This is a genomic window from Acinetobacter sp. ANC 4470, assembly GCF_002135335.1.
Classification (GTDB): domain Bacteria; phylum Pseudomonadota; class Gammaproteobacteria; order Pseudomonadales; family Moraxellaceae; genus Acinetobacter.
On sequence record NZ_NEGC01000003.1, the window covers coordinates 206,301 to 228,542 of the forward strand.

The window sequence follows — 22,242 nt, forward strand, 5'->3', positions numbered from 1 at the left end:
AAAATCTTTTTTATAATTTGATGCTCATTATGAAAAAAATGATGATTCTGCTCGGTTTTTTTTCCATACTCTTTTTAAGTAGTTGTGAGAAATCATCAAATACATCCTCAATTAAACAGGATGTTAAGCCAAATCAACAATCCTCAACATCTATACAGACTAAAACTCCAGACTGGCTTGGACATTATAAAGCGTTCGTTCCTTGTCACTCTTGTGAAAAACAACTAATTTCGCTACAACTAAATCAAAATAAAACATATACCCTAAAAGAAGTTCAATTCTTTAAGCAAAAACTACAACAGAAAAAATCTTCAGGAACATTCCATTTCAATGCTCAAAATTCTAATTTAATACAGTTAATCGAAGATAAAACCTATCAAACTCGTTATATTTCTTTGCATGATCAGCTCATTGAACTGCTTGACCAAAATAAAAACCGATTTGAAAATTTCGAAAAATATCAAATTCCTAAAGTACATAATATTAAAGTCAATAATGCACTGAAACATGTAGATATACAGGCAGATTTATTGAAAATAGAAAAAATAAAAATAAATAGCGTTGAAAATACCAAACTAACTTATCTTTTTGAAATTAATAACCATTCAGATCGACCGCTTAAATTACACGACAACGATATTGTTTTGGTCGATGAAAAAAATAATGAACACATTTCAATAATGAAAAATAGCCAAATTACTCCCATTCAAGCCAATAAAACACAATATGAACTCATTTCCTTTATTTATCCTGAATCTTACCCACCTGCGTATATCAAGATTAAATAATTTGAATAGTCATAAAAAAATCCCCGCATGATGCGGGGATTTTTTATGACCGAATGACCTGTATGAATTACATCATTCTGGACAATCAACTAACCTTTGATGACCTTAAATAACCAATCTATGTAACCACTTGATCTATCAAATTTATTAATATAACTGTGTCTAACCTAGCATCACATGACATTACTGAATTTTGTGAGTGACATTGTGAGTAATCACTTTTTAAAACTACCTTACTCACAACTCATATTAAACGATCTTAAAATCAAACAATTAAAAGCCAGAGAAAAAATCTATCGCGTGGCAGATCACTCTGGTTTGTGTATTGAAATACGACCTACTGGTGGTAAATTCTGGCGATACAGATATCGCGTTCTTACTAAACCTAAAATGCTAACTATCGGGAAATACCCAGAGATTAGCTTAGCATATTCTTTGCGAGCCTCATTAAATAAATCTATAAGCTCCTGCGCTAAATTAGCACCAGCCACTTTCGTTGGGTCGTATACCTCAACCTATTGAGGGGATACATCTATCTTAAAGTTCTCCTTGATAGCCACCACCTCAGTGGGTGTCATAAACTGTGCAAGTGACCGAACAATAAAGACGTTTTCTACTTTTTTAAGCCTTACCATAAACCACCATCCATCAAGAATCATCAAGAAAAGTGGGTAAAAATTTTGAAGCTAACCTATTACACAGTTCCCACAACATGCAGCAATATTAGTTTCTGAAACAAACGGCGCATTCTTGGCAATTTCTAAAAGTCGTTTTACTAACTCGTCAGCACCCCATCGTTTTGTTTCACCGAAGAACACTTCCACATCATGACCAGCCAAGTAATGCTTTGGCAAACCTGTATGGTCGCTATAAATGATTTCACCATCTTCATCGCGCTCCACACCAATGTGATATAGCTCATGTTCAATCAGACGACAAAATTCACGATCAGTCGTATTCTCACAATAACTCGCATCAATGGTGATGAGATAAACAGGTACACAGCCAAACCAATCTCGCATCTGTTGCTCTTGTCGGGCCTTCTCCCATCCGCCTTGATTGAACATCACTTTTTCACATTGACCTAACACCATGCGTTTTTTGGCAACACATGCAGATGAAGCCCAAGCAAATGCCAAAAAGGTTTCATCATCGTGAACGAGTTCAGCGATATGGTCATGATCTGGGTTGTGAAGTTCTCCACCAATAGTGAGCCAATTCTTAATGACCCATTCTTTTAGATCCACAGCAGGTGCAAGCAAAATAGCTTCTTACTCTTCTGCACGGTCAATTAGATCCGTCGGTGGAAATGGTCTGATCTGTTCCATTAAATACTTGTCTCTTTAAATTCTTCATCCACTGTGATGCCAAGTGCGCCTTTATTTGCAATGGCCCTGACTCAATATCTTTAAACGATGGTGCAGACTCTAATCGCACAACTGTAAAACCCATTTCTTTGGCATCATCATAGCGATCTAAGCTCCAAGCCTTATTTTTAAGCTTTCCGCCCCGACCACCTGACCAAGGCCCACCAGAAATCTCAACTAAAATTCTGTATTCAATTAGGTGGAAGTCAAAATGCCAGTGTTTGGTAGATTTAAACTGGAATTTCTTTTCGTACTTAATTTCGAAAACATCCAAGGTATGCTCAAAATTTTCCTCAGCTTCTAGATATTTTTCTTTAGCTTTAGGTAAAGGCTTGGTGCGAGGCTTTGTTTTGGGTGGTCTTTTCTTTGTTTTACAGGAATAGTCTTTTTCGTCCATAAATTTCACCCATAAAAAAACCCGCACATCGCGGGATTTTTTTATTTATCTTGATCCATGGAATGCGGTGACGTTGTTTTATCTTGCTGACTAGTATCTGTATCCCGCTTTTGACAAGCAGTTAACCCAACCAATAATACCAATCCAAGTATTGTGAAAAATTTCATGGCTTTCATCCCTTATGGTGGAAACTAAAAAGTTATCAAATAATTTCTGCAACAATGTTGTATTTGTGAAAGTTAAAAGTTTCAAAATAAGACAGTGATCTAACCCAGCTAATCGCTTGGCATCACGCATACAAGACCGTACGCAAATTCTTAATCTGCTCTTTCAAGCGAATCATAATGTTTTCCATAGCGACCAGTTCATTATGTCTTAAACCTGTTCGACTCAAATTCTGATACTTAATCAGTTCATCACAACAAAACTGCAAATCTTTTTAGCTTGTACACGATCTGTCATGGATACCTCGAATAAGAAAAGAAAAACCCCTCAACATCTAGAATGCGAGGGGGTTTGTGTGCCGTAATACGTCCGGTAAATTAGAGAACTATTTAATCATCTTTACCGCATTTACGGCATTCTTGTATATATCCATGTTCATGGTCGTAATCAAACTCATAAGCATGAAGGCAAAATAATTTACGAAGGAAATAGATCATAGCTTTCTCCTTAATCTCAATTATGGGATATGAGAGGGATTGTCATTAGACGAGCTATCTAGCATCCCCAAATAGTTTAATATGGTGTAATCCCACCTTTTTAAAGGTTTCGAATTCGAAAATTTTCATTGATACGAAATCGATCTAATTAAAATCCGACCCTCAAATTGAGGATCGGATTTCAGACAATAAAAAAGCCCTATCAATGACCGAGCTTTCATTGCTATAAATCTAGTGGCGGTATTCAATTTAAACCACTACGAAAAAAAAAGACCGCCATAAAAAACCCATCATATGATGAGTTTTGGAAACTTTGTTGGTTAAACCGCTATACGACCAGTATAGAAAAACTCTACCCTAATTTCCGCTTATAAAAATGGTCGGAAGAACTACTGGTTAAATAGTTATGTTCTTAGTTGCATCACAAATACAGGTGAAGATCACTGCGATGGCTTGCAAGCTTAATTTAACAATAAAAAAGGTCGCTTATAGCGACCTTTTTTAACACAGCAAAATCAATTGTGAGTAATATATAAGACATATCAAATAAAGTTAATTATTATCAATACCTTAAATACACAGTAAGCAGTTTACATCATACCGCCCATACCACCCATACCGCCCATATCTGGCATTGCAGCTTTGTCTTCTGGGATATCAGTGATCATGCATTCAGTTGTTAACATTAAAGCAGCAACAGATGCAGCATGCTCAAGTGCAGAACGCGTTACTTTAGCTGGGTCAAGAATACCCATTTCAAGCATATCGCCATATTCACCCGTCGCAGCGTTGTAACCGAAGTTACCTTCACCATTTTTAACAGCATTGATCACGACAGATGGTTCATCACCCGCATTTGCAACGATTTGACGTAAAGGCGCTTCAATTGCACGACGTAGAATGTTGATACCAACATTTTGGTCATCATTGATACCAACCAAACCATCAAGTGCAGATGCAGCACGTACTAGCGCAACACCACCACCAGCAACCACACCTTCTTCAACTGCAGCACGAGTTGCATGAAGTGCGTCGTCTACGCGGTCTTTTTTCTCTTTCATTTCAACTTCTGTTGCTGCACCAATTTTGATGACTGCAACACCGCCTGCTAATTTAGCAACACGTTCTTGAAGTTTTTCTTTGTCGTATTCTGACGTAGATTCTTCAATTTGTGCACGAATTTGAGTAACACGTTCAGAAATTTGAGCTGCATTACCAGCGCCATCAACAAGTACTGTATTTTCTTTAGAAACAGTCACTTTATGCGCTGTACCTAAATCTTGTAATGATGCAGTTTCTAAAGACATACCGACTTCTTCAGAAATAACAGTTGCGCCAGTTAAGATCGCAATATCTTGAAGCATTGCTTTACGACGGTCACCAAAACCAGGCGCTTTAACCGCACATACTTTAATAATGCCGCGCATGTTATTGACAACAAGCGTCGCTAACGCTTCGCCTTCAACATCTTCAGCAATAATAAGCAGTGGTTTACCCGTTTTAGCAACAGCTTCTAACACAGCAATCAATTCACGAATGTTGCCGATTTTTTTATCAACAAGAAGAATGAACGGATTTTCAAGTTCAGCAGTTAATGTTTCTTGTTTGTTTGCAAAGTACGGGCTGATATAACCACGGTCAAATTGCATACCTTCAACAACGTCAAGCGAGTCTTCAAAGCCTGAACCTTCTTCAACCGTGATCACGCCTTCTTTACCCACGCGTTCCATTGCTTGTGCAATGAGTTTGCCCACAGTGGTATCAGAGTTCGCAGAGATTGAACCGACTTGTTCAATTGCTTTAGTGTCTGAAGCTGGTTTAGCTGTTGCTTTAATATTTTCAACAACTGCACGAACAGCAAGATCGATACCACGTTTCAAGTCCATTGGGTTCATACCCGCAGTTACAGACTTGATGCCTTCATTTAAAATAGCTTGCGCCAATACAGTTGCAGTCGTTGTACCGTCACCTGCGATGTCATTGGTTTTTGAAGATACTTCGCGAACCAGTTGAGCACCCATGTTTTCGAATTTGTCTTTTAAAACAATTTCTTTAGCAACAGTTACACCATCTTTAGTGATGTGTGGTGCACCAAAAGAACGATCAATAACAACGTTACGACCTTTAGGGCCTAAAGTCACTTTTACCGCATCTGCAAGTATGTTTACGCCTGCAATCATTTTGCTGCGAGCTGAATCACCAAATTTTACGTCTTTAGCTGACATGACTTACTCCAAATATTTTTAATTTTTCAAGAATCTGATTCAATAAAACGGGTCTAAATTAGCCTTCTAAAACAGCTAAAATATCAGACTCTTTCATTACAAGAAGCTCTTCACCATCAACTTTTACTTTTGTTCCAGCATATGCGCCAAACAATACGTTATCGCCTACTTTAACGTCTAAAGCACGTACACCAGTGTCAGTGATTTTACCGTTACCTACGGCAATAATTTCACCTTGAGCAGGCTGTTCAGCTGCTGCAGTACTTAAGATTAGACCACCCGCTGTTTTGGTTTCCTTCTCAACACGGCGAATAACAACGTTATCATGTAAAGGACGAATGTTGCTCATTTGAAACTCCATCAGACTTAGTCTTTTATAGTGAATTGATAATGACTTAATTATTCCATGGGTCATTATCAGAAAATAATTTCGATGACACTTTTGTGGGGATGGAAAAAAACGCTTCAAGGGTAAAATGAAAAAATATTTATGATTTTGGCTGTTTTTTATTCAACTTTCGCTGTTTCTTGATTTATTCCGCATTTCTGTCATTTAGAACAAAACTACCTAACCCATTGTCAAAATAATAATGTGCGATAGTACAATTAGAGTGGATCACATTAAAACTGTTTGGCAAACCACCATGTAAACGATAAGAAGTTGCCGTGCCTGCATGAATTTCTAAAACAGCATGACTCATATTTAACTGATAAAGCGCATTAAGATCATAGACAGCTGTGTGATGTAAATGTCCATGCAATAAACCATTTAGACCACTTTTACTCCAGACTTCCAGCGCCATTCGCCCTAATATTGGACAGTCTTTCACCCCATGTTCAGCATTTGGAGGAGTATAAAAAGGCTGATGTGCCACAATCAATTTAATTTTATTTGATGGTGCCTGCTGCAAAGACTGATCAATCTGCTGAATTTGCTCTAGTGAAATATGTCCTTTGGTATGATAACGTCGCCGAATACTGTTCACACCCACAATAAAAAAATGTTCCGTTTCAAGCGTGGTTTCCATATCGCCAAAAAACAGCTGGTAACGGGTAAATGGACTGAAAATACGATTCCATAAATGATACAGTGGAATATCATGATTTCCAGGCACGACCAAATAAGGTAGATTTAAACTATCCAAAAACTGTTTACAATCATAAAACTGTCTATAACGCGCACGTTGGGTTAAATCACCACTGACCACAACAGCTTCAATTTCATGTTCTAGACAAAACAGCCTGATGGCAGCCATACAACTCGATTTTTCAGTGCCAAAATGTAAATCAGACAGGTGTAGAATCATAAGGCACCATGACTTTTAACGCATTTTTCTGCACAGTTATCTTTAAGGGCGGTTGCATTTCCACAATTTCACCATCTATCGCGACGGTCAGTTTATTCCGTTTCGAATGAACTTTAACTTCACTTGCAGCAAAACTGTAAACATCTGGGGCTTTTTCCAAATTCCCTTTAATTAACTGCCATAACATTTTAAATAAAGTCAGTTTGTCACTTTTCGCGATCACCACACCAGCAACCTGTCCAAGTTCTGCGCATTTAGCAATCTGCAAATTCATTTCCGCCAATTGCAGCTGATTATTTCCAAAAAAAATCAGCGGTGTTTTCACTGGATACTTTTTATGATCCACTTCAATCTCAAGCTTCAACTCCTTGCGGTCACGAATTAATACATCCAGACCTGAGGTATAGGCATGTAAAGGAAATCGACCAAAACGCTTATTATAAAGTTCGCGCTTTTGAATAAATAGTGGATACAAACCCAAGCTGGCATTATTCAGGTAAATGTGATCATTAATCTGTGCCACATGAATATTTCTGGTGATTCCTGTGGCAATAACCTCTACAGCTTCAAGTAAATCCAGTGGGATATTCAGCACCCGAGCAACATAATTAAAAGTACCTAAGGGTAAGATTCCCATCGGAATATCCAACCCCATTAAACTTGCAGCAACGGCATTTAAAGTACCATCACCGCCAGCGGCAACAATCACTCCTTTATCTTCTGAATGCTGATGCCGTGCCAAGACCTCTTGCATCAAGGCATCAAAACTACTGTATGAACTGATTTCAAAAGACTGTATTTCAAAACCATACTCAGATAACTGATTAACGATCTGTTCATAAAACTCAGATTGGTTTGAGGCGTGAAATCCTGATTTTGCATTATAAATAATGGTTAATGGTTTATGCCGTTTCAACATTTTTATACACTTTTAAAGCTTTTGCTCTAATTTCAACCAGTTGAGCTGTTATTTAAAGCCTCTTTATGTAAAAATCAAATGACTAACATTTATTTAATCAATAACAATTCTCATAAAGAAATAATAGATAAACTTATGATTATTAAAAACATAATTAAAATAAATGACACTCATAAATATATTAAATAAAGACATGTGGATTGAAAAATCCAAATAACCAGTTGTATTTTATGATTTTTATAACAAACTATCATAAACTAGCAAAAGAAATCTAGCCTGTCTTTGGTCTTATTTTTTTTATGATTTTATGCTTTAATACAGCCACTTTTTTTCATACATAAAATCTGAATGTAGCATTCCTTCATTCAGATGATTATTTGTACATACAATTGTACACATTTCAGATAGGCCTCACCATGACCCAAGTGAACGCACCAGAATTCGTTCGTCACCCTAAGCTTATTGCATGGGTTGAAGAAATTGCGAAATTAACGAAACCAGCGAAAATTGAATGGTGTGACGGTAGCGCAGAAGAATATCAACGTTATATCGACTTGATGATCGCTAACGGCACTATGCAAACGCTTGACCAAGAAAAACATCCTGGTTCTTACTTAGCTAATTCTGATCCTTCTGACGTTGCTCGTGTTGAAGGTCGCACTTACATTTGTTCTGAAAAACAAGAAGATGCTGGCGCAACAAACAACTGGGAAGCTCCAGCTGAAATGCGTACTCGTTTAAATGGTTTATTTGACGGTTCAATGAAAGGTCGTACTTTATACGTTGTCCCTTTCTCTATGGGCCCTTTAGGTAGCCACATTGCACACATTGGTATCGAATTAACTGACTCTCCTTACGTTGCTGTAAGCATGTCTAAAATGGCTCGCATGGGTAAAGCTGTTTATGACGTACTGGGCACAGATGGCGACTTTATTCCTTGCGTACACACTGTTGGTGCTCCGCTTGAAGCGGGTCAAAAAGACGTTGCATGGCCTTGCAACCCTGAAAAATACATCGTTCATTACCCAGAAACGCGTGAAATTTGGTCTTACGGTTCTGGTTACGGCGGTAATGCATTGCTGGGTAAAAAATGCTTAGCTTTACGTATTGCATCAGCTATGGGTCGTCAACAAGGCTGGTTAGCTGAACATATGTTGATCTTGGGCGTAACAAACCCACAAGGTGAAAAACATTACATCGCAGCTGCATTCCCTTCTGCATGTGGTAAAACCAACTTTGCAATGTTGATTCCACCAGCAGGTTATGAAGGCTGGAAAATTGAAACTGTAGGTGACGATATTGCTTGGATCAAACCAGGTGAAGACGGTCGCTTGTATGCAATTAACCCTGAAGCTGGTTTCTTCGGTGTAGCTCCTGGTACAAATACCAAGACTAACCCAAACTGTATGGCAACCTTGACTAAAGATGTGATCTATACCAACGTTGCTGTGACTGACAACGGCGAAGTATGGTGGGAAGGTCTAACGAAAGAAGCTCCTGCTAACTTAACCAACTGGAAAGGTCAACCACACGTTGCTGGTGAAAAAGCAGCGCATCCAAATGCACGCTTTACTGTTGCTGCGGGTCAATGCCCTTCAATTGACGCTGACTGGGAAAATCCAGCAGGTGTTCCAATTTCTGCATTCATCTTCGGTGGTCGTCGCGCAGACACAGTGCCTTTAGTTTCTGAAGCTTTTGACTGGGTTGATGGCGTGTATAAAGCTGCAACTATGGGTTCTGAAACCACTGCTGCTGCTGTTGGTCAACAAGGTATTGTTCGTCGTGATCCGTTTGCGATGCTTCCATTTGCTGGCTATAACATGGCGGACTACTTCTCTCACTGGTTAGAACTTGGCGAACAAGTTGCGGCCAAAGCTGAAGTTGCAGGCAATAAACTTCCTAAAATCTTTAACGTAAACTGGTTCCGTCGTGATGCTGAAGGCAACTTCGTATGGCCTGGTTTCGGTCAGAACATGCGTGTTCTTGAGTGGATGATTGATCGTTGTGAAGGTCGCGCTGAAGCAACTGAAACGCCAATTGGTCTTGTTCCGACTTATGAACAATTGAACTGGACGGGTATTGATTTCTCTAAAGAACAATTCAATACTGTAACAGCGCAAGACAAAGATCAATGGATCAAAGAACTTGAAAGCCATACTGAATTATTCGCTCAGCTGGGTGAACGTTTACCAGCTGCTCTAAAAGTACGTCAAAATGAACTTTTAGAAGCGGTTAAAAAATCTGCTTAATTCTGGTTTTTATAACCAATCATTAAGTTAAAAAAGGTCACTTCGGTGACCTTTTTTTATTTCATCTTTTTAGAATCTTTAAGCAGCTGTATCTTGTGATCTTTTAATTAGCAATTTTAAAAGATATTGATCCAACAACTGTATTTCATCAGTGCTAAATTGAAAACCAAGTTTGGTTCTACGCCATAAAATATCTTGACTGGTTCTAGCCCACTCTTGATCTACCAGATAATCGACTTCTTTGGCAAATAAGCCATGTCCAACCCCCCCCCCAAGTTCATCAGAGATTGAAACGCCATTTAAAAACCCCCAGACCCTTGAACCATAAGCATGTGCCCACCTCGAAGCCAATTCAAAAGATACATCTTGAACCGCTTGTACAATCTGCTGAATTAAAAGCTCAACTGAAACCAAGTTCTCCGCACCAGGTAATAAGGCTTTTTCTGTCCAAGGCTTTTTCATGGTCGGGAAGAAAGGTTGCAAATGTGTCATAGCAGATTCCGCTAACTTTCTATAGGTGGTCAGTTTCCCACCAAATATCGAAAGCAAGGGCGCACCCTGCTCTTGCGCGAGAGCCAAAGTATAATCACGAGTGATCGCCGATGGATTATCAGACTCATCATCACATAAAGACCTGACCCCTGAATAGGTATATAAAATATCCTGAGGAGCTAACTGATGCTTAAAGTGATCATTATAAACATCCAACAAATAGTCCATTTCAGGCTGGGTAATAGCGACTTTATTTAAATCACCTTGATATTCATGATCCGTCGTACCAATTAAGGTGTATTGATCTAAATAAGGAATCGCAAAAACAATCCGCTGATCATCATTTTGCAGGATAAAAGCTTTATCTCCATCATATATTCTCGGCACAATAATATGACTACCTTGAACTAGTCGCAGACCATAAGGTGATTTTTGTTTTAAATTTTGTTGAATAAATTGAGCCACCCACGGCCCAGCAGCATTCACCAACGCTTTAGCCTGAACGGTATAACTGCCTTGCATATTTTCTAAATGAACCACCCACAAGCCATTTTCACGGTAAGCTGATGTACATCGGGTTTGGGTCGCAATATGAGCCCCTCGTTCCCGCGCCTGTATCGCATTTAAAACCACTAATCGTGCATCATCTACAGTACAATCAGAATATTCAAAACCCTGTGTAATTTCTGCTTTTAAAGGGCTTGTTGCAGCATCAAAAGTAATATGATTTGAACCTGCTAATTTTTCTCTTTTACCCAAATGATCATAAAAAAATAAGCCTGTTCGAATCAGCCATGCAGGACGTAAATGTGGCTGATGAGGCATAATAAAACGTAAAGGACGAATAATATGAGGTGCTTTGGCTAGTAAAATCTCTCGTTCTACTAAAGCTTCATGTACCAGACGAAACTCTTTATGCTCAAGATAACGTAAACCACCATGAATAAGCTTACTGCTCGCTGAAGAAGTATGGCTGGCTAAATCATCCTTTTCACATAGGAATACAGACAAGCCACGTCCTACAGCGTCAACAGCAACACCAACGCCATTAATACCACCACCAACAACAACAACATCATAAACTGGATGACTAACTTGCATGATCACCTCCCTTATATTATTCAAAAAACGGGCTTAAATTTCTTCTTATTTTATAAAACTTAACACCATTTAAAGTGAAATGACACTGAGAAATTATCTGTCAGCTTAATGCAAATAAAATAACCATTTCACATCAAAACTTAAAGTATTTACAGCAACAACTTATGCTCCCTTTCTTTTAAACCTACTCCTTTAAAAAAATTAATACCGAACACTTTTCATACAAAACCAAAAACCCAGACGCTTATCTTATACCGTTAAAACAATTCGTTTACCATTCAAACAGAATAACAAAATGGACTTGTACAGATAATTGAACAAAATGCCTCACAAGCAAATTTAGACATGAAAACACGGGTTAAATCCATTCTGGGTGGATCAGCGGGTAATTTAGTTGAATGCTATGTCTATGCCGCATTTACATTATATTTTGCCCATTTATTCTTCCCCAAAGGTAGTCCAACTACACAATTACTCCAAGCTGCTGCTATTTTCGCTGTCGGCTTGTTAATACGCCTGATTGAGGGCTTAGATTATGGGCATTTACTTGGACAAAAAAGGGCGTAAATCAGGTCTTATCCTTTCCGTAACACTTATGTGTATGGTTCTCTGATGATCGAAATCGCTCCCACGCATGATCAAATTGGGATATTTTCACCGATTATTTTAGTGGTGGTCCGACTCATTCAAGGCTTAAATATCGGTGGAGAATATGCTGCAAGTGCAACCCATCTAAGTGAAATGGCAGAAAGAAAAAGACGCGGCTTTTTTCTATTTTTCAGTACATCACCCTTATTGTAGGACAGTTCACCGCGCTCTGCGTTTTACTCATTTTACAATTTGTGCTCACCGAAAACAGCTGCATGACTGGAGATGGCGAATCTCGTTCTTTATCGGTTCTTGCCTCGCTATTGTGGTCTTTTATATTCGTCACGGATTATTAGAAAGCCAATCTTTTTAAAATGCACAACAAGATAAAAACCAACCTGAATCCAGTAAGTTTCCCTTATTTAAACATTATTCTAAACAGGCATTTACGGTTTTATTTTTAACTGCTGGGGGTACTGTTGCTTTTTACACCTACGCCACTTATCTACAAAAATATCTGATGAATACTTCTAGATTTAGCAAACCTGAAGCTACGTAAATACAACCTTGGCACTGTTTATTTTCATATATTTACAACCGTTCGCAGGGGCTTTGTCCTATAAAGTTGGTCGAAAACCACTCATAACTAGCTTTGGTGTACTCGTTGTGTTATTTACCTATTTCCTCTTTGATAAATTAGGACAAACTCAAGATTATTGGTCAGCATTTTGGATTTGCTTAGCAGGTTTAGTGATTGTTACAGGTTACACATCCATTAATGCTGTGGTTAAAGCTGAGATGTTTCCTGCCCATATCCGCGCATTAGGAGTCGCCCTTCCCTATGCCCTTGCCAATACCCTATTTGGAGGAACAGCAGAGTTTTTCGCTCTCAGTTTTAAAGAAGCGGGGCATGAGTCTTGGTACTTCATTTATGTCACCATTTTAATTTCTATCTCTTTGATTGTTTATATTTTTATGAAAGATACAAAACACCATTCAGAAATTAAAGAACATTAATTCTGCTTCAATTCTGCTTCATTAAAAAATCATCGAAAAAGCTTTCTAAATGTTCACCATTGGAAAGCTTTTTTATGGAATATCGACCGATCTAAGATCGTTAAAAAAACGAGCTTATGGCATACTCAATAGAATAATAACGCTTGGAACTTTTGAAAATGAACAATAGATATAAATTGCTTGGCTTAGGTTTTATTGCACTTGGGCTTGCTGCATGTCAAAGCACGCCTCTTCAAGACAATGGCAATACAGGCTATCAAATTGAAAGCCAATCGAAGAATACTGCAACATTGGCTTATACTTTGGCTGGTCGTCAAAACCAACAAAAGGATGAAAATAAATTACAACGTGCATGTCAAAAAGTTCTAGGCGCAAATAAACAATACACCTTAAGTATTTTAAGTATCAATGAAATTGTAAATCCTGCCACTCAACCCGAGAAATTTGGTCGTCAAATTGGCAACAGCCGTACCAGCATTGGGCTATCGAATACGCCCGACCTATACAACAGCGAAGATTATGCAACTCGCCAAGCCTTAGATGCTCGTCCGAGTACATTACGTGTGGTTCGTTATACTTGTTCTTAAATAAAAATAATCTTTATAAGACGCTAATTACAGCGTCTTATAAAAACTGACATTACGAAATTCTTTCGATTCATCCAAATCAGGCCAAGTGGTGGCGCTACGTTCATCCAATTTTTGATACTTCGGATGACTAAAGTTTTTCACTCGACTGTCTGCCACCCAAACTTCTAGCGCAAATTTTAAAAATTCATCTAAGAAAAAACGATTACATTGATCATAAAGTACATCCGCAGCCAAGAGTACATCGACTTGTTCCGCTTGATACAGATCATCTAAATATTCGAGTTCCACATCATTTAATTCAGCATTGGCACGGCATGAATCCAAACTGATGGGATCTATATCACAACAAATCACGCGTTTTGCCCCTGCCATTTTCGCTGCAATCGCCACGACACCCGATCCCGCACCAAAGTCCAAAATGACTTTATTTTTGACATGATGCGGCTCGGCAAGCAACCACTGCGCCATTGCCAATCCTGAAGCCCAACAGAAGATCCAATACGGTGTATCGTTCCAAATGCGACGAATCACTTCATCATCCAAGCGATCGGTTGGAAATATGGGTGGAATAAGCCACAGTGAAATGGCAGTCTCAGGGAGTTGCTGAGCTAAAAGCTCACAATTTGGAATCACTTCATGCAAGGCTTGAAGCAAATGTTCCGGGGCTTGATGAAATTGGAAAGTACAGCTCATAGATAAGCCTTGAAAACTTATTAGAATTTACAATGATAGTTTGATACACGATATGCCATCTACAGCTGTTCGAGGCAGACCATCATTAAATAATTAATATTTTTGCGACATATTAAATCAACGATTTAATATGTCGAGTTCTGTAGATGGCAATGGTTTTGGTTACTTTTGCCGAAACAAAAGTAACATACGAGCTTCTTACATCAATAGTTACAACGAAAAGACTCCGTCGTGACTCATATCAATCGAATTAAACTAAAGCTTTTTCAGCAGCTTCAACCGTTTGACGAATCAACGTGGTAATGGTCATTGGCCCTACGCCACCTGGAACAGGTGTATACGCAGATGCCACATCTTCAATACCAACCAATTGAATATCACCCACACCACCGCCATCACGTGGATGGAAACCAGCATCGACCACCACAGCACCTTGTTTAATCCAGTCTTTTTGGATCAATTCAGCTTTACCCACCGCACCCACAATAATATCCGCTTGTTTTACAAGTTCTGGAAGATTTTTGGTCCGTGAATGACAAATCGTTACTGTTGCATTGGCTTGCAGCAACATCATCGCCATTGGTTTACCCAAAATTGCAGAACGACCAACAACGACCGCATGTTGACCTGAAATTTCAATATTATTTTCTTTTAGAATGGTCATGATGCCGGCAGGCGTTGCAGAACCATACGCTGCTTCACCCATTGCCATACGACCAAAACCAAGGCAAGTTACGCCATCTACGTCTTTTGCAAGTGAGATTGCATCGAAACATGCACGCTCATCAATTTGCTCTGGTACTGGATGTTGCAACAAAATACCGTGAACATCTGGGTTGGCGTTTAATTTCTCAATTTCAGCAAGTAATTGTTCAGTGGTGGTTTCTGTACCTAATTCAATTTTTAATGAATCCATACCGACACGACGGCAAGCATTACCTTTCATACGTACATACGTTGCAGATGCACCATCATCACCGACCAAAATCGTCGCAAGAATTGGGGTACGACCTGTTTTTGCTTTTAACGCTTCTACACGTGTTAACAAGTCAGCTTCAATTTGTTTTGCCAATGCACGACCATCTAAAACTAATGCCACGGCACATCTCCAGAGTAGATATGAATCAATTTCGCAAATAATACATGATTATTTAGACAATTTTATTCTATATGCCGATTTTATGTGCATATACACTATTTATAGTATTGTTTTTTTTTCAAAGATTGCTAATATACGCATCAACAAGACATGGCGGGGTGGCAGAGTGGTCATGCAGCGGACTGCAACTCCGTGTACGCCGGTTCGATTCCGACCTCCGCCTCCATCTTGTTAAAATGCCCGAGTGGTGAAATCGGTAGACACAGGGGATTTAAAATCCCCCGCCCACAAAGCGTGCCAGTTCGAGTCTGGCCTCGGGCACCATTTTAATACTTCTTAAAATGGTGCAATAAAAATCCCAGCTTATGCTGGTTTTTTTATGTCTGAAATTTGAGTTTAACAGTATTTATATAATAAAAAATTCAGCGATTAATTACTGATCTTCATTTTTCATTTTGAATCCCTCCTTACACAGCAATACTGCTCATCTTTTAAAACAGAGAAAAAAAATCCCTCTTTATTACAGAGGGATTTAGGAAGACTTAAATTTTTAAATCACTTCCACCACAATCTTACCGACATGATCACCTATATCCATCGCAATATGCGCATCGACAATTTGATCAAACTTAAAAGTCTTATAGATCATAGGTAAGCATTCACCTTTTGCCCAAAGTGGCGCAACAGTGCCTTTTAAGCCTTGAGCAATTTCAGCTTTTTCAGCCGTGGTACGCGCTCGCATAGTTGAACCGGTAATGGTCAAACGTTTCATCATAATTTGACCGAGTTTTACCTCTTTGGCTTTTGCCCCACCCAAAAATGCGATATAGACCAAACGACCATCACGACGTAAAAGGTTTAAATTACGTTCTAAATAAGGTGCACCCACCATATCTAAAATCACATCTACGCCACCATTATCCGTTTTCTCATTAATCACTTGTTCAAAGTCTTGAGTTTTATAGTTAATGGCTGTTGTTAAATCTGAAATTGCAGCTACTTTTTCATCTGTACCTACTGTAGCAAAGGTTTTAAGACCAAGTGCTTTACACAGCATCAACGCAGTCGTACCAATCCCACTGGTTCCACCATGAACCAAAATAGTTTCGCCTGCTTTGGCTTTAGCCATTTGGAATACATTCGCCCAGACGGTAAAGAAAGTTTCCGGAATAGCTGCCGCTTGGCTAAAACTGACATTTTCAGGAATGTTCAAAGTTTGGCTTTCAGGCACAACGCAATATTCTGCGTAGCCACCACCATTAGTAAGCCCACAAACTTTGTCACCCACTTTAAACTGAGTAACATTTGCACCGACTGCAATAATCTCCCCAGCCACTTCCAAGCCCGGTACAGGTGTTACACCTTTAGGCATTGGGTATAAACCTTGACGTTGCAAAATATCTGGACGGTTAATACCAAAAGCATACACTTTAACCAATACTTCGTCTGCTTGTGCAGTTGGAATAGCAACCGTTTCATAGGCTAATTTTTCTGGGCCACCAGCTTCGGTAATGATGACGTGTTGCATGGTTGCTTGTGACATGTGCTTTCCCTGTTCGTTACTTTTCAAGTTTATTGAGCTTATTTGAACATAGATGGAGAAAGGAATGAAGTCAGGTCGGACTTATGTCTTAAGCCAACTCATCAAGAAAAAAAATAGCTAAACTTTATCTGACTGATCAACATTACTTTGCTGAATGATTAGCTGAAGCAACAAAAGGCATCAGCAGTTTACGAACCAAAGGTATAAAGACCAGAATTAATGGAAAAGCCACCAACCACGACAATACCCATGTATGCAGCCAAATCGAAATAAATCCATCGACGAAGCCTTTATTCATCAATAGGTTAAAGCACGACAGTGCGCCACTCATGACACATGACAGGATTAAAGGCATGAGCCAAGCCATATGTTTAGGATGAAATTTTGGAAGAGAATTTGACATAAAATACCTTAGGGATATGGATTAAATAAGCACTTAGCTTTCTTTTGGGGCAGATTTTTTCAGCGCCTGAATAAATTGCACAAACTGAGGCATAAACTCTTTAAACAAAGGTACATCTTTATTTTCCAGTAACGCCTCACCCAACAGTTTTAGTCCAACTGCGAAAGCCTTTGCAGATTCATCATCAACCAGTTCTGTTTTCTGCACATGCGCCAATACTTTAAAAATATCATCATGGTTATAGGCTTTAAACTGCAATGCTTCTGTATACGTTGATGGCTGACCTTCTGCATCAGCAATATGTTTTACAGTCACTTCATATTCATGTTGTTTCATATTTTTCTCCTACAAGCAGCCAATATTTACCGCTGCTTGATCGATTTGCTCTGCAATTAGACGGACTTCTTCTGCACTGGTTTCTGAGTTTTTCAGCTTCAGGCGTAAAAAGGTTTTTAGATTTTCCATCGCACGATGAATGTCGATGTATTGCTGATTGTTTTGAATTTCGCGTCGGGTTTCGAATCGAGCTAGAATGTTTTCGACTTGTGTTTGCCGAGCATTTAAATGTTCTACGCCTGTTTGGCTGATGCTGTATTGCTTACGATCACCTTCGATTTTTTCTGCGGAGATGAACTGCATATCTTCTAGATAATTCAGTGTTGGATAAATCGTACCTGCGCTTGGGGTGTAACCACCACCAACGATCTCACTATTTCTTTAATAATTTCATAGCCATGTTTAGGTGCGAGCGAGATGAGATGTAACACCACGAGCTTCATATGCCCTGCTTCAAACAGGCGGTTTTTACGTGGTGTTTGGGTGCTTTCTAAGCCTGTAAGTAGTTCTGAATTTGGAGTTTTAGACATAACTAAGATATAGCTTAATTAAATTAAGATGTATCTTATAGTGTTTTTTTTATTTAAAGCACTGTTTTATAGTTGATAGAATAAAAATTAAAGTCTATTTAAGCTAACCACTTACTTTATTTAATAAATCGTATATAATTTTGAGAGAACTCTTTAGCTTTATTTAGGTTACTAAAACCTAAATAGTTCGGCGTTTCGCCGAACTCTAATCGATTGTCAACTTCTAGGGTTGCGCTAATTCCCTTTTTCCTCATCCTAAAGGAATCGGAAAAATGAAATTACCGCATCCCTGTGTAAAGAGTTTTTTGAAATGGGCATATGCCCATTTCTTTTTATGTAGATAAAAGATGACTTACGAAGATTTACTTTTAGAAGAAGTCTCCAAATGGGACATAAATAAATCCACTCTTACTTATACACACCCATTGATTTTTATTTGCGGTGGTTCATTAGATAAAAAAATCGATAAAGTAGATGATCGTTATTTCTTTGAAAGTTTGAGAAAATATTTAATTGAATATGCACCAATAAATAATTCTAATTTTAATCTTAGAACAGCAGAAGATTTAAAAGACTATTTAACTGTCTATGATGACCTGCTTGAATTCGAATCAGATATTGCAAAAATCAGTGACTTAATATTAATCATTTTAGAAAGCCCTGGTACTCTTACTGAATTAGGCATATTTCTGAGTAATGATGAATATCAAAAAAAATTAGTTGTCATTAGAAATAAGGCTCATACTTTTGAAGACTCATTTATTAATTTAGGCCCATTATTAGCTTTAAAAAATTTAAAAGATACTTCAGTACTAGACTATGACTGGCCATATTGTAAAAAATTTAAAGAATTAGATAATCAAACACTAAATTTTATATGTGGAGACATTAATGATCATTTAAAAAGCCCCACAACTAACACTAAGATCAATCCAAATGATTTTTCACATATAATATTATGCATATATGAAATTGTTCGTCTTTTTTTCCCAATTTCTGAATATGAAATATTGAATATTATACAACTACTTTTCAATGATAAAAATATAACTAGAAGTCGAATTAAAAAAATTTGCTATCTTTTATATAAATTAGATTTTTTAGATAAAGAATCTGTTTCTTCAAAAACTTTTTACTACCCGTCTGATCATAAAATTACAAAAGTTAAATTCAACTATATAGCAAAAGAAAGATTTGAATTTTTAAAAATTCGATTAGCCATAAAAGAGTTTTTAGATACTTTAGTTGATACAAAACGTCTACATGTATTAAATGTGATTCAAGGACAGTAATATGGAATTAAACATATCAGGCCAGCTTCAAAGTCACTTATACATGAGTGAAAAAGAACTTTTTAATTTTTCAAAAACATGCCCTCATAGATATAAAGTCTATCCGATTCCAAAAAAAAATGGTGGGGAAAGAATCATTGCTCACCCTGCTAAAGAACTAAAATACATACAACGAGTAATAGTAAAAATACTTAAAACAAAATTAAGTATTCATCATAGTTCTTATGCTTACATGAATAATATTAGTATTAAAGATAATGCTGCACTCCACTCGAATAATGATTTTATTTTAAAAATGGATTTTAAAGAGTTTTTCCCAAGTATCACACCGTTAATTTTTTTCAATGCATTAAATACTCAAAACATCCATTTATCAAAAATTGATTCTGCACTACTTGCAAATTTTTTATTCTGGAAACCTTACAGAAAACAAAAACTAGTTTTAAGTATTGGCGCGCCGAGTTCACCATTAATTTCAAATTTTGTAATGTATGAATTTGATAATCAAATTTCTAGCTTATGTCGTAATTTAAATATCACTTACTCAAGATATGCAGACGATTTAACCTTTTCCACACAAGAAAAAAATGTACTTTATGTTTTACCTAAACAAATTCAACAAATACTTAATACCACCTATAAGAAAGGTATACGAATAAATCCTGAGAAAACTTCATTTATTTCAAAAGCCTTTCAACGAAAGGTTACAGGATTAATACTAACTAATGAAAATAATATTTCTATAGGTCGTGATAAAAAGCGTCTAATTTCATCAATGTTACATAAATATAAAATAGGACTTAATACACAAAAAGAAGATATTGAAAAACTGACTGGGTTACTTTCCTTTGCTTTTTACATTGAGCCTCATTTTAAAGAAAGTATGATCAGAAAATATGAAATTGACACAATAAATAAACTTTTCAAAAATAAAGAAAACCCATCATAAAGACAGGTTTCCTTTTAAATCAGCTCAGTCTTACAGACGAACCAATTCCACAATTTTTTCAGCAAGCTCTTCAACAGCATCTTGCGTAAACGCAACATCTGTACCTTCAGTCACAGAGGTAATTACCGCAATCCCTGTTTCACGAAGCAATGCGACTTGCGCAACATCTAAATCCGCTTTAGCAAAAGCAACAATACCTTGTTGAAGCAATAAGCTCTCAAGTGCTTGTGCATTTTCCAAAGCTTTATTCGACACCGTAATAGACGCAGGTTTTTGACCCAAACGTGCTGCACGGTCTTCTGCTGTTACAGGGTTGCTATGTGCAGACCATTCAACAGACTCTTCCACCATACCCGCACCAATCGTTACGTTATTCAAACGATCAATGAAAATAAACGAACCTGTATAACGGCTGTCTTGATAACGATCAAACACCACTGGTGCATCAAATTCAACAGTCACATTGGCAATGGCGTTGAGATCAAGATGATCCACTTGCATTTGCTCAAGTGTGTTCACATTGGTACGGAAGTTAATGCCAGTCACTTTAGCTGGAACAGTTTGCGTACCAATTTTAATGTTATATAGCTTACCAAGTACCAGCGGTTGATCCGCCATCCATACTACAGTCGCTTTTACAGCACGTGAAATTGCAGGAACACCCTGATCCGCACGTACCAACATATTACCGCGTGATACATCAATCTCATCATTTAGCGTTAATGTCACCGCCTGACCTGCAAATGCATGTTCAAGGTTGCCATCAAACGTCACAATTTCTTTAACTGTTGAAGACTTACCCGATGGTAAAGCAACAACTTTATCGCCCACGTTGATTTCACCCAGTGCAATGGTGCCCGCAAAACCACGGAAGTCGAGGTTTGGACGATTCACATATTGCACAGGGAAACGGAAATCACGTTGCGCTGTATCGCGGTTAATTTGCACAGATTCAAGCGTACCCATCAGGGTTTCGCCCTTGTACCACGGTGTGTGTTCCGAAACATTCACCACGTTATCGCCATTCAATGCAGAAATAGGCGTAAAGATGATGTTGCTTGGCTTACGGTCACCCAATTGTGCAATAAAGCCTGCGTATTCAGTTTGAATTTCATTGAAACGTGCTTCAGAAAATTCAACCAAGTCCATTTTGTTAATAGCAACAACAATGTTCTTAATACCCAGCAAGCTTGCAATATACGTATGACGACGTGTTTGCGTTTGCACGCCATAACGCGCATCAATCAAAATAATCGCAAGGTCACAAGTAGACGCACCTGTTGCCATATTGCGCGTGTATTGCTCATGCCCCGGCGTATCGGCAATGATGAACTTACGTTTTTCAGTGGAGAAATAACGATATGCGACATCAATGGTAATGCCCTGCTCACGTTCTGCTTGTAAACCATCTACAAGAAGCGCCAAATCTGGTGCATCACCCGTTGTACCGACTTTTTTCGAGTCACGAGTCACGGCTTGCAATTGATCTTCATAGATCAATTTTGAATCATAAAGTAAACGACCAATTAAGGTAGATTTACCATCATCGACGTTACCGCAAGTCAAAAAGCGTAATAAGTCTTTATTTTCGTGCTGTTTTAAATAGCCCAAGATATCTTGGCTAATCAGTTCAGATTGATGAGACATTGCTCAAACTCCACAAATTCGTTAGAAATTGGTTTTTAATCTCCCTAA

18 protein-coding genes, 2 tRNA genes and 5 pseudogenes are annotated in these 22,242 nt (G+C 38.0%); 9 read left to right on the top strand and 16 right to left on the bottom strand.

The genetic code is table 11. The features are described from left to right. Nucleotides 1–29: 29 nt before the first annotated feature. Together B9T25_RS06020 and B9T25_RS14545 are read left to right on the top strand one after the other, a co-directional pair. Nucleotides 30–788: a copper resistance protein NlpE N-terminal domain-containing protein gene (locus tag B9T25_RS06020; protein WP_171262734.1), complete on the top strand. Its 759-nt coding sequence runs from the start codon at nucleotides 30–32 to the stop codon at nucleotides 786–788. 246 nt (nucleotides 789–1,034) lie between these two features. Continuing rightward, nucleotides 1,035–1,223: pseudogene (locus tag B9T25_RS14545) on the top strand (Arm DNA-binding domain-containing protein); the annotation flags it as partial. On the opposite strand, the pseudogene B9T25_RS14410 reads toward B9T25_RS14545, so the two are convergent. The 8 genes and pseudogenes from B9T25_RS14410 to B9T25_RS06060 all read right to left on the bottom strand — a co-directional run. Next, nucleotides 1,178–1,423 (bottom strand): annotated as a pseudogene (locus tag B9T25_RS14410) (DUF2280 domain-containing protein); the annotation flags it as partial. The pseudogenes B9T25_RS14545 and B9T25_RS14410 overlap by 46 nt on opposite strands. Nucleotides 1,424–1,474: 51 nt before the next feature. Then, nucleotides 1,475–2,116: pseudogene (locus tag B9T25_RS06035) on the bottom strand (putative metallopeptidase). Further along, nucleotides 2,076–2,552, bottom strand: coding sequence for a hypothetical protein (locus B9T25_RS06040; protein WP_086187565.1), 477 nt, complete (start codon nucleotides 2,550–2,552; stop codon nucleotides 2,076–2,078). Before B9T25_RS06040 ends, B9T25_RS06035 begins: the two are co-directional and overlap by 41 nt. A 41-nt stretch (nucleotides 2,553–2,593) precedes the next feature. After that, complete coding sequence (locus B9T25_RS14830; protein ID WP_416202351.1) at nucleotides 2,594–2,719, bottom strand: hypothetical protein; 126 nt, start codon at nucleotides 2,717–2,719, stop codon at nucleotides 2,594–2,596. Between the two features lie 1,085 nt (nucleotides 2,720–3,804). Then, entirely contained in the window at nucleotides 3,805–5,439 is a 1,635-nt protein-coding gene (gene groL / locus B9T25_RS06045) for a chaperonin GroEL (protein ID WP_086187566.1), read from the bottom strand. 58 nt (nucleotides 5,440–5,497) lie between these two features. Then, complete coding sequence (locus B9T25_RS06050) at nucleotides 5,498–5,788, bottom strand: co-chaperone GroES (RefSeq protein ID WP_086187567.1); 291 nt, start codon at nucleotides 5,786–5,788, stop codon at nucleotides 5,498–5,500. A gap of 184 nt (nucleotides 5,789–5,972) precedes the next feature. Continuing rightward, a complete protein-coding gene (locus tag B9T25_RS06055) occupies nucleotides 5,973–6,746 on the bottom strand; it encodes a metallophosphoesterase family protein (RefSeq protein ID WP_086187568.1) in 774 nt (257 codons plus the stop codon). Then, nucleotides 6,727–7,665 carry a diacylglycerol/lipid kinase family protein gene (locus tag B9T25_RS06060; RefSeq protein WP_086187569.1) on the bottom strand — a complete coding sequence of 313 codons (939 nt, stop codon included), beginning with the start codon at nucleotides 7,663–7,665 and terminating at the stop codon, nucleotides 6,727–6,729. The genes B9T25_RS06055 and B9T25_RS06060 overlap by 20 nt, the downstream gene beginning before the upstream one ends. A gap of 416 nt (nucleotides 7,666–8,081) precedes the next feature. Here B9T25_RS06060 and B9T25_RS06065 point away from each other — a divergent pair, with 416 nt between their 5' ends. After that, a complete protein-coding gene (locus B9T25_RS06065) occupies nucleotides 8,082–9,914 on the top strand; it encodes a phosphoenolpyruvate carboxykinase (GTP) (RefSeq protein WP_086187570.1) in 1,833 nt (610 codons plus the stop codon). Between the two features lie 78 nt (nucleotides 9,915–9,992). On the opposite strand, the gene glpD is transcribed toward B9T25_RS06065, so the two are convergent. Continuing rightward, entirely contained in the window at nucleotides 9,993–11,507 is a 1,515-nt protein-coding gene (gene glpD, locus B9T25_RS06070; protein ID WP_086187571.1) for a glycerol-3-phosphate dehydrogenase, read from the bottom strand. A 345-nt stretch (nucleotides 11,508–11,852) separates the two neighbouring features. On the opposite strand from glpD, the pseudogene B9T25_RS06075 reads away from it, so the two are divergent. Beyond that, nucleotides 11,853–13,112, top strand: a pseudogene (locus B9T25_RS06075) (MFS transporter). A gap of 158 nt (nucleotides 13,113–13,270) precedes the next feature. Then, complete coding sequence (locus tag B9T25_RS06080; protein WP_086187572.1) at nucleotides 13,271–13,699, top strand: hypothetical protein; 429 nt, start codon at nucleotides 13,271–13,273, stop codon at nucleotides 13,697–13,699. Between the two features lie 27 nt (nucleotides 13,700–13,726). Here the strand turns inward: B9T25_RS06080 and B9T25_RS06085 are convergent, their stop codons facing one another. Further along, on the bottom strand, nucleotides 13,727–14,395 hold the full coding sequence (locus tag B9T25_RS06085; protein WP_086187573.1) for a class I SAM-dependent methyltransferase: 669 nt from the start codon (nucleotides 14,393–14,395) through the stop codon (nucleotides 13,727–13,729). Between the two features lie 250 nt (nucleotides 14,396–14,645). After that, complete coding sequence (gene folD, locus B9T25_RS06090) at nucleotides 14,646–15,494, bottom strand: bifunctional methylenetetrahydrofolate dehydrogenase/methenyltetrahydrofolate cyclohydrolase FolD (protein WP_086187574.1); 849 nt, start codon at nucleotides 15,492–15,494, stop codon at nucleotides 14,646–14,648. A 152-nt stretch (nucleotides 15,495–15,646) separates the two neighbouring features. On the opposite strand from folD, the gene B9T25_RS06095 reads away from it, so the two are divergent. Next, nucleotides 15,647–15,720 (top strand) — tRNA-Cys (locus B9T25_RS06095). Nucleotides 15,721–15,732: 12 nt separating this feature from the next. Then, nucleotides 15,733–15,818: transfer RNA gene (locus B9T25_RS06100), tRNA-Leu, on the top strand. A gap of 226 nt (nucleotides 15,819–16,044) precedes the next feature. Here the strand turns inward: B9T25_RS06100 and B9T25_RS06105 are convergent. From B9T25_RS06105 to B9T25_RS06120, 4 genes and pseudogenes are all read right to left on the bottom strand, one after another. Further along, nucleotides 16,045–17,037, bottom strand: coding sequence for an NAD(P)H-quinone oxidoreductase (locus tag B9T25_RS06105; protein WP_086187575.1), 993 nt, complete (start codon nucleotides 17,035–17,037; stop codon nucleotides 16,045–16,047). Between the two features lie 142 nt (nucleotides 17,038–17,179). Further along, entirely contained in the window at nucleotides 17,180–17,440 is a 261-nt protein-coding gene (locus B9T25_RS06110; protein WP_086187576.1) for a DUF2798 domain-containing protein, read from the bottom strand. Nucleotides 17,441–17,473: 33 nt separating this feature from the next. After that, the gene (locus B9T25_RS06115; RefSeq protein ID WP_086187577.1) at nucleotides 17,474–17,776 is read right to left on the bottom strand and encodes a DUF3861 domain-containing protein; all 303 of its coding nucleotides are present in this window, start codon (nucleotides 17,774–17,776) and stop codon (nucleotides 17,474–17,476) included. Between the two features lie 9 nt (nucleotides 17,777–17,785). Further along, nucleotides 17,786–18,306, bottom strand: a pseudogene (locus B9T25_RS06120) (PadR family transcriptional regulator). Nucleotides 18,307–18,653: 347 nt separating this feature from the next. Here B9T25_RS06120 and B9T25_RS06125 point away from each other — a divergent pair. Next, complete coding sequence (locus tag B9T25_RS06125) at nucleotides 18,654–19,598, top strand: retron St85 family effector protein (RefSeq protein WP_086187578.1); 945 nt, start codon at nucleotides 18,654–18,656, stop codon at nucleotides 19,596–19,598. Between the two features lies 1 nt (nucleotide 19,599). Beyond that, the gene (locus tag B9T25_RS06130) at nucleotides 19,600–20,547 is read left to right on the top strand and encodes a retron St85 family RNA-directed DNA polymerase (protein ID WP_213032988.1); all 948 of its coding nucleotides are present in this window, start codon (nucleotides 19,600–19,602) and stop codon (nucleotides 20,545–20,547) included. 30 nt (nucleotides 20,548–20,577) lie between these two features. Here the strand turns inward: B9T25_RS06130 and cysN are convergent, their stop codons facing one another. After that, complete coding sequence (cysN, locus tag B9T25_RS06135; protein WP_086187579.1) at nucleotides 20,578–22,194, bottom strand: sulfate adenylyltransferase subunit CysN; 1,617 nt, start codon at nucleotides 22,192–22,194, stop codon at nucleotides 20,578–20,580. Nucleotides 22,195–22,242: the final 48 nt, after the last annotated feature.

Excerpts from the sequence above, each read along its gene's own strand:
- B9T25_RS06130 (WP_213032988.1), top strand. The coding sequence starts at position 19,600 with ATGGAATTAAACATATCAGGCCAGCTTCAAAGTCACTTATACATGAGT.
- B9T25_RS06105 (WP_086187575.1), bottom strand. The coding sequence starts at position 17,037 with ATGTCACAAGCAACCATGCAACACGTCATCATTACCGAAGCTGGTGGC.
- groL (WP_086187566.1), bottom strand. The coding sequence starts at position 5,439 with ATGTCAGCTAAAGACGTAAAATTTGGTGATTCAGCTCGCAGCAAAATG.
- B9T25_RS06040 (WP_086187565.1), bottom strand. The coding sequence starts at position 2,552 with ATGGACGAAAAAGACTATTCCTGTAAAACAAAGAAAAGACCACCCAAA.
- cysN (WP_086187579.1), bottom strand. The coding sequence starts at position 22,194 with ATGTCTCATCAATCTGAACTGATTAGCCAAGATATCTTGGGCTATTTA.
- B9T25_RS06110 (WP_086187576.1), bottom strand. The coding sequence starts at position 17,440 with ATGTCAAATTCTCTTCCAAAATTTCATCCTAAACATATGGCTTGGCTC.
- B9T25_RS06055 (WP_086187568.1), bottom strand. The coding sequence starts at position 6,746 with ATGATTCTACACCTGTCTGATTTACATTTTGGCACTGAAAAATCGAGT.
- B9T25_RS06065 (WP_086187570.1), top strand. The coding sequence starts at position 8,082 with ATGACCCAAGTGAACGCACCAGAATTCGTTCGTCACCCTAAGCTTATT.
- B9T25_RS06085 (WP_086187573.1), bottom strand. The coding sequence starts at position 14,395 with ATGAGCTGTACTTTCCAATTTCATCAAGCCCCGGAACATTTGCTTCAA.
- B9T25_RS06050 (WP_086187567.1), bottom strand. The coding sequence starts at position 5,788 with ATGAGCAACATTCGTCCTTTACATGATAACGTTGTTATTCGCCGTGTT.
- B9T25_RS06080 (WP_086187572.1), top strand. The coding sequence starts at position 13,271 with ATGAACAATAGATATAAATTGCTTGGCTTAGGTTTTATTGCACTTGGG.
- B9T25_RS06060 (WP_086187569.1), bottom strand. The coding sequence starts at position 7,665 with ATGTTGAAACGGCATAAACCATTAACCATTATTTATAATGCAAAATCA.
- B9T25_RS06125 (WP_086187578.1), top strand. The coding sequence starts at position 18,654 with ATGACTTACGAAGATTTACTTTTAGAAGAAGTCTCCAAATGGGACATA.
- B9T25_RS14830 (WP_416202351.1), bottom strand. The coding sequence starts at position 2,719 with ATGAAATTTTTCACAATACTTGGATTGGTATTATTGGTTGGGTTAACT.
- glpD (WP_086187571.1), bottom strand. The coding sequence starts at position 11,507 with ATGCAAGTTAGTCATCCAGTTTATGATGTTGTTGTTGTTGGTGGTGGT.
- B9T25_RS06020 (WP_171262734.1), top strand. The coding sequence starts at position 30 with ATGAAAAAAATGATGATTCTGCTCGGTTTTTTTTCCATACTCTTTTTA.
- B9T25_RS06115 (WP_086187577.1), bottom strand. The coding sequence starts at position 17,776 with ATGAAACAACATGAATATGAAGTGACTGTAAAACATATTGCTGATGCA.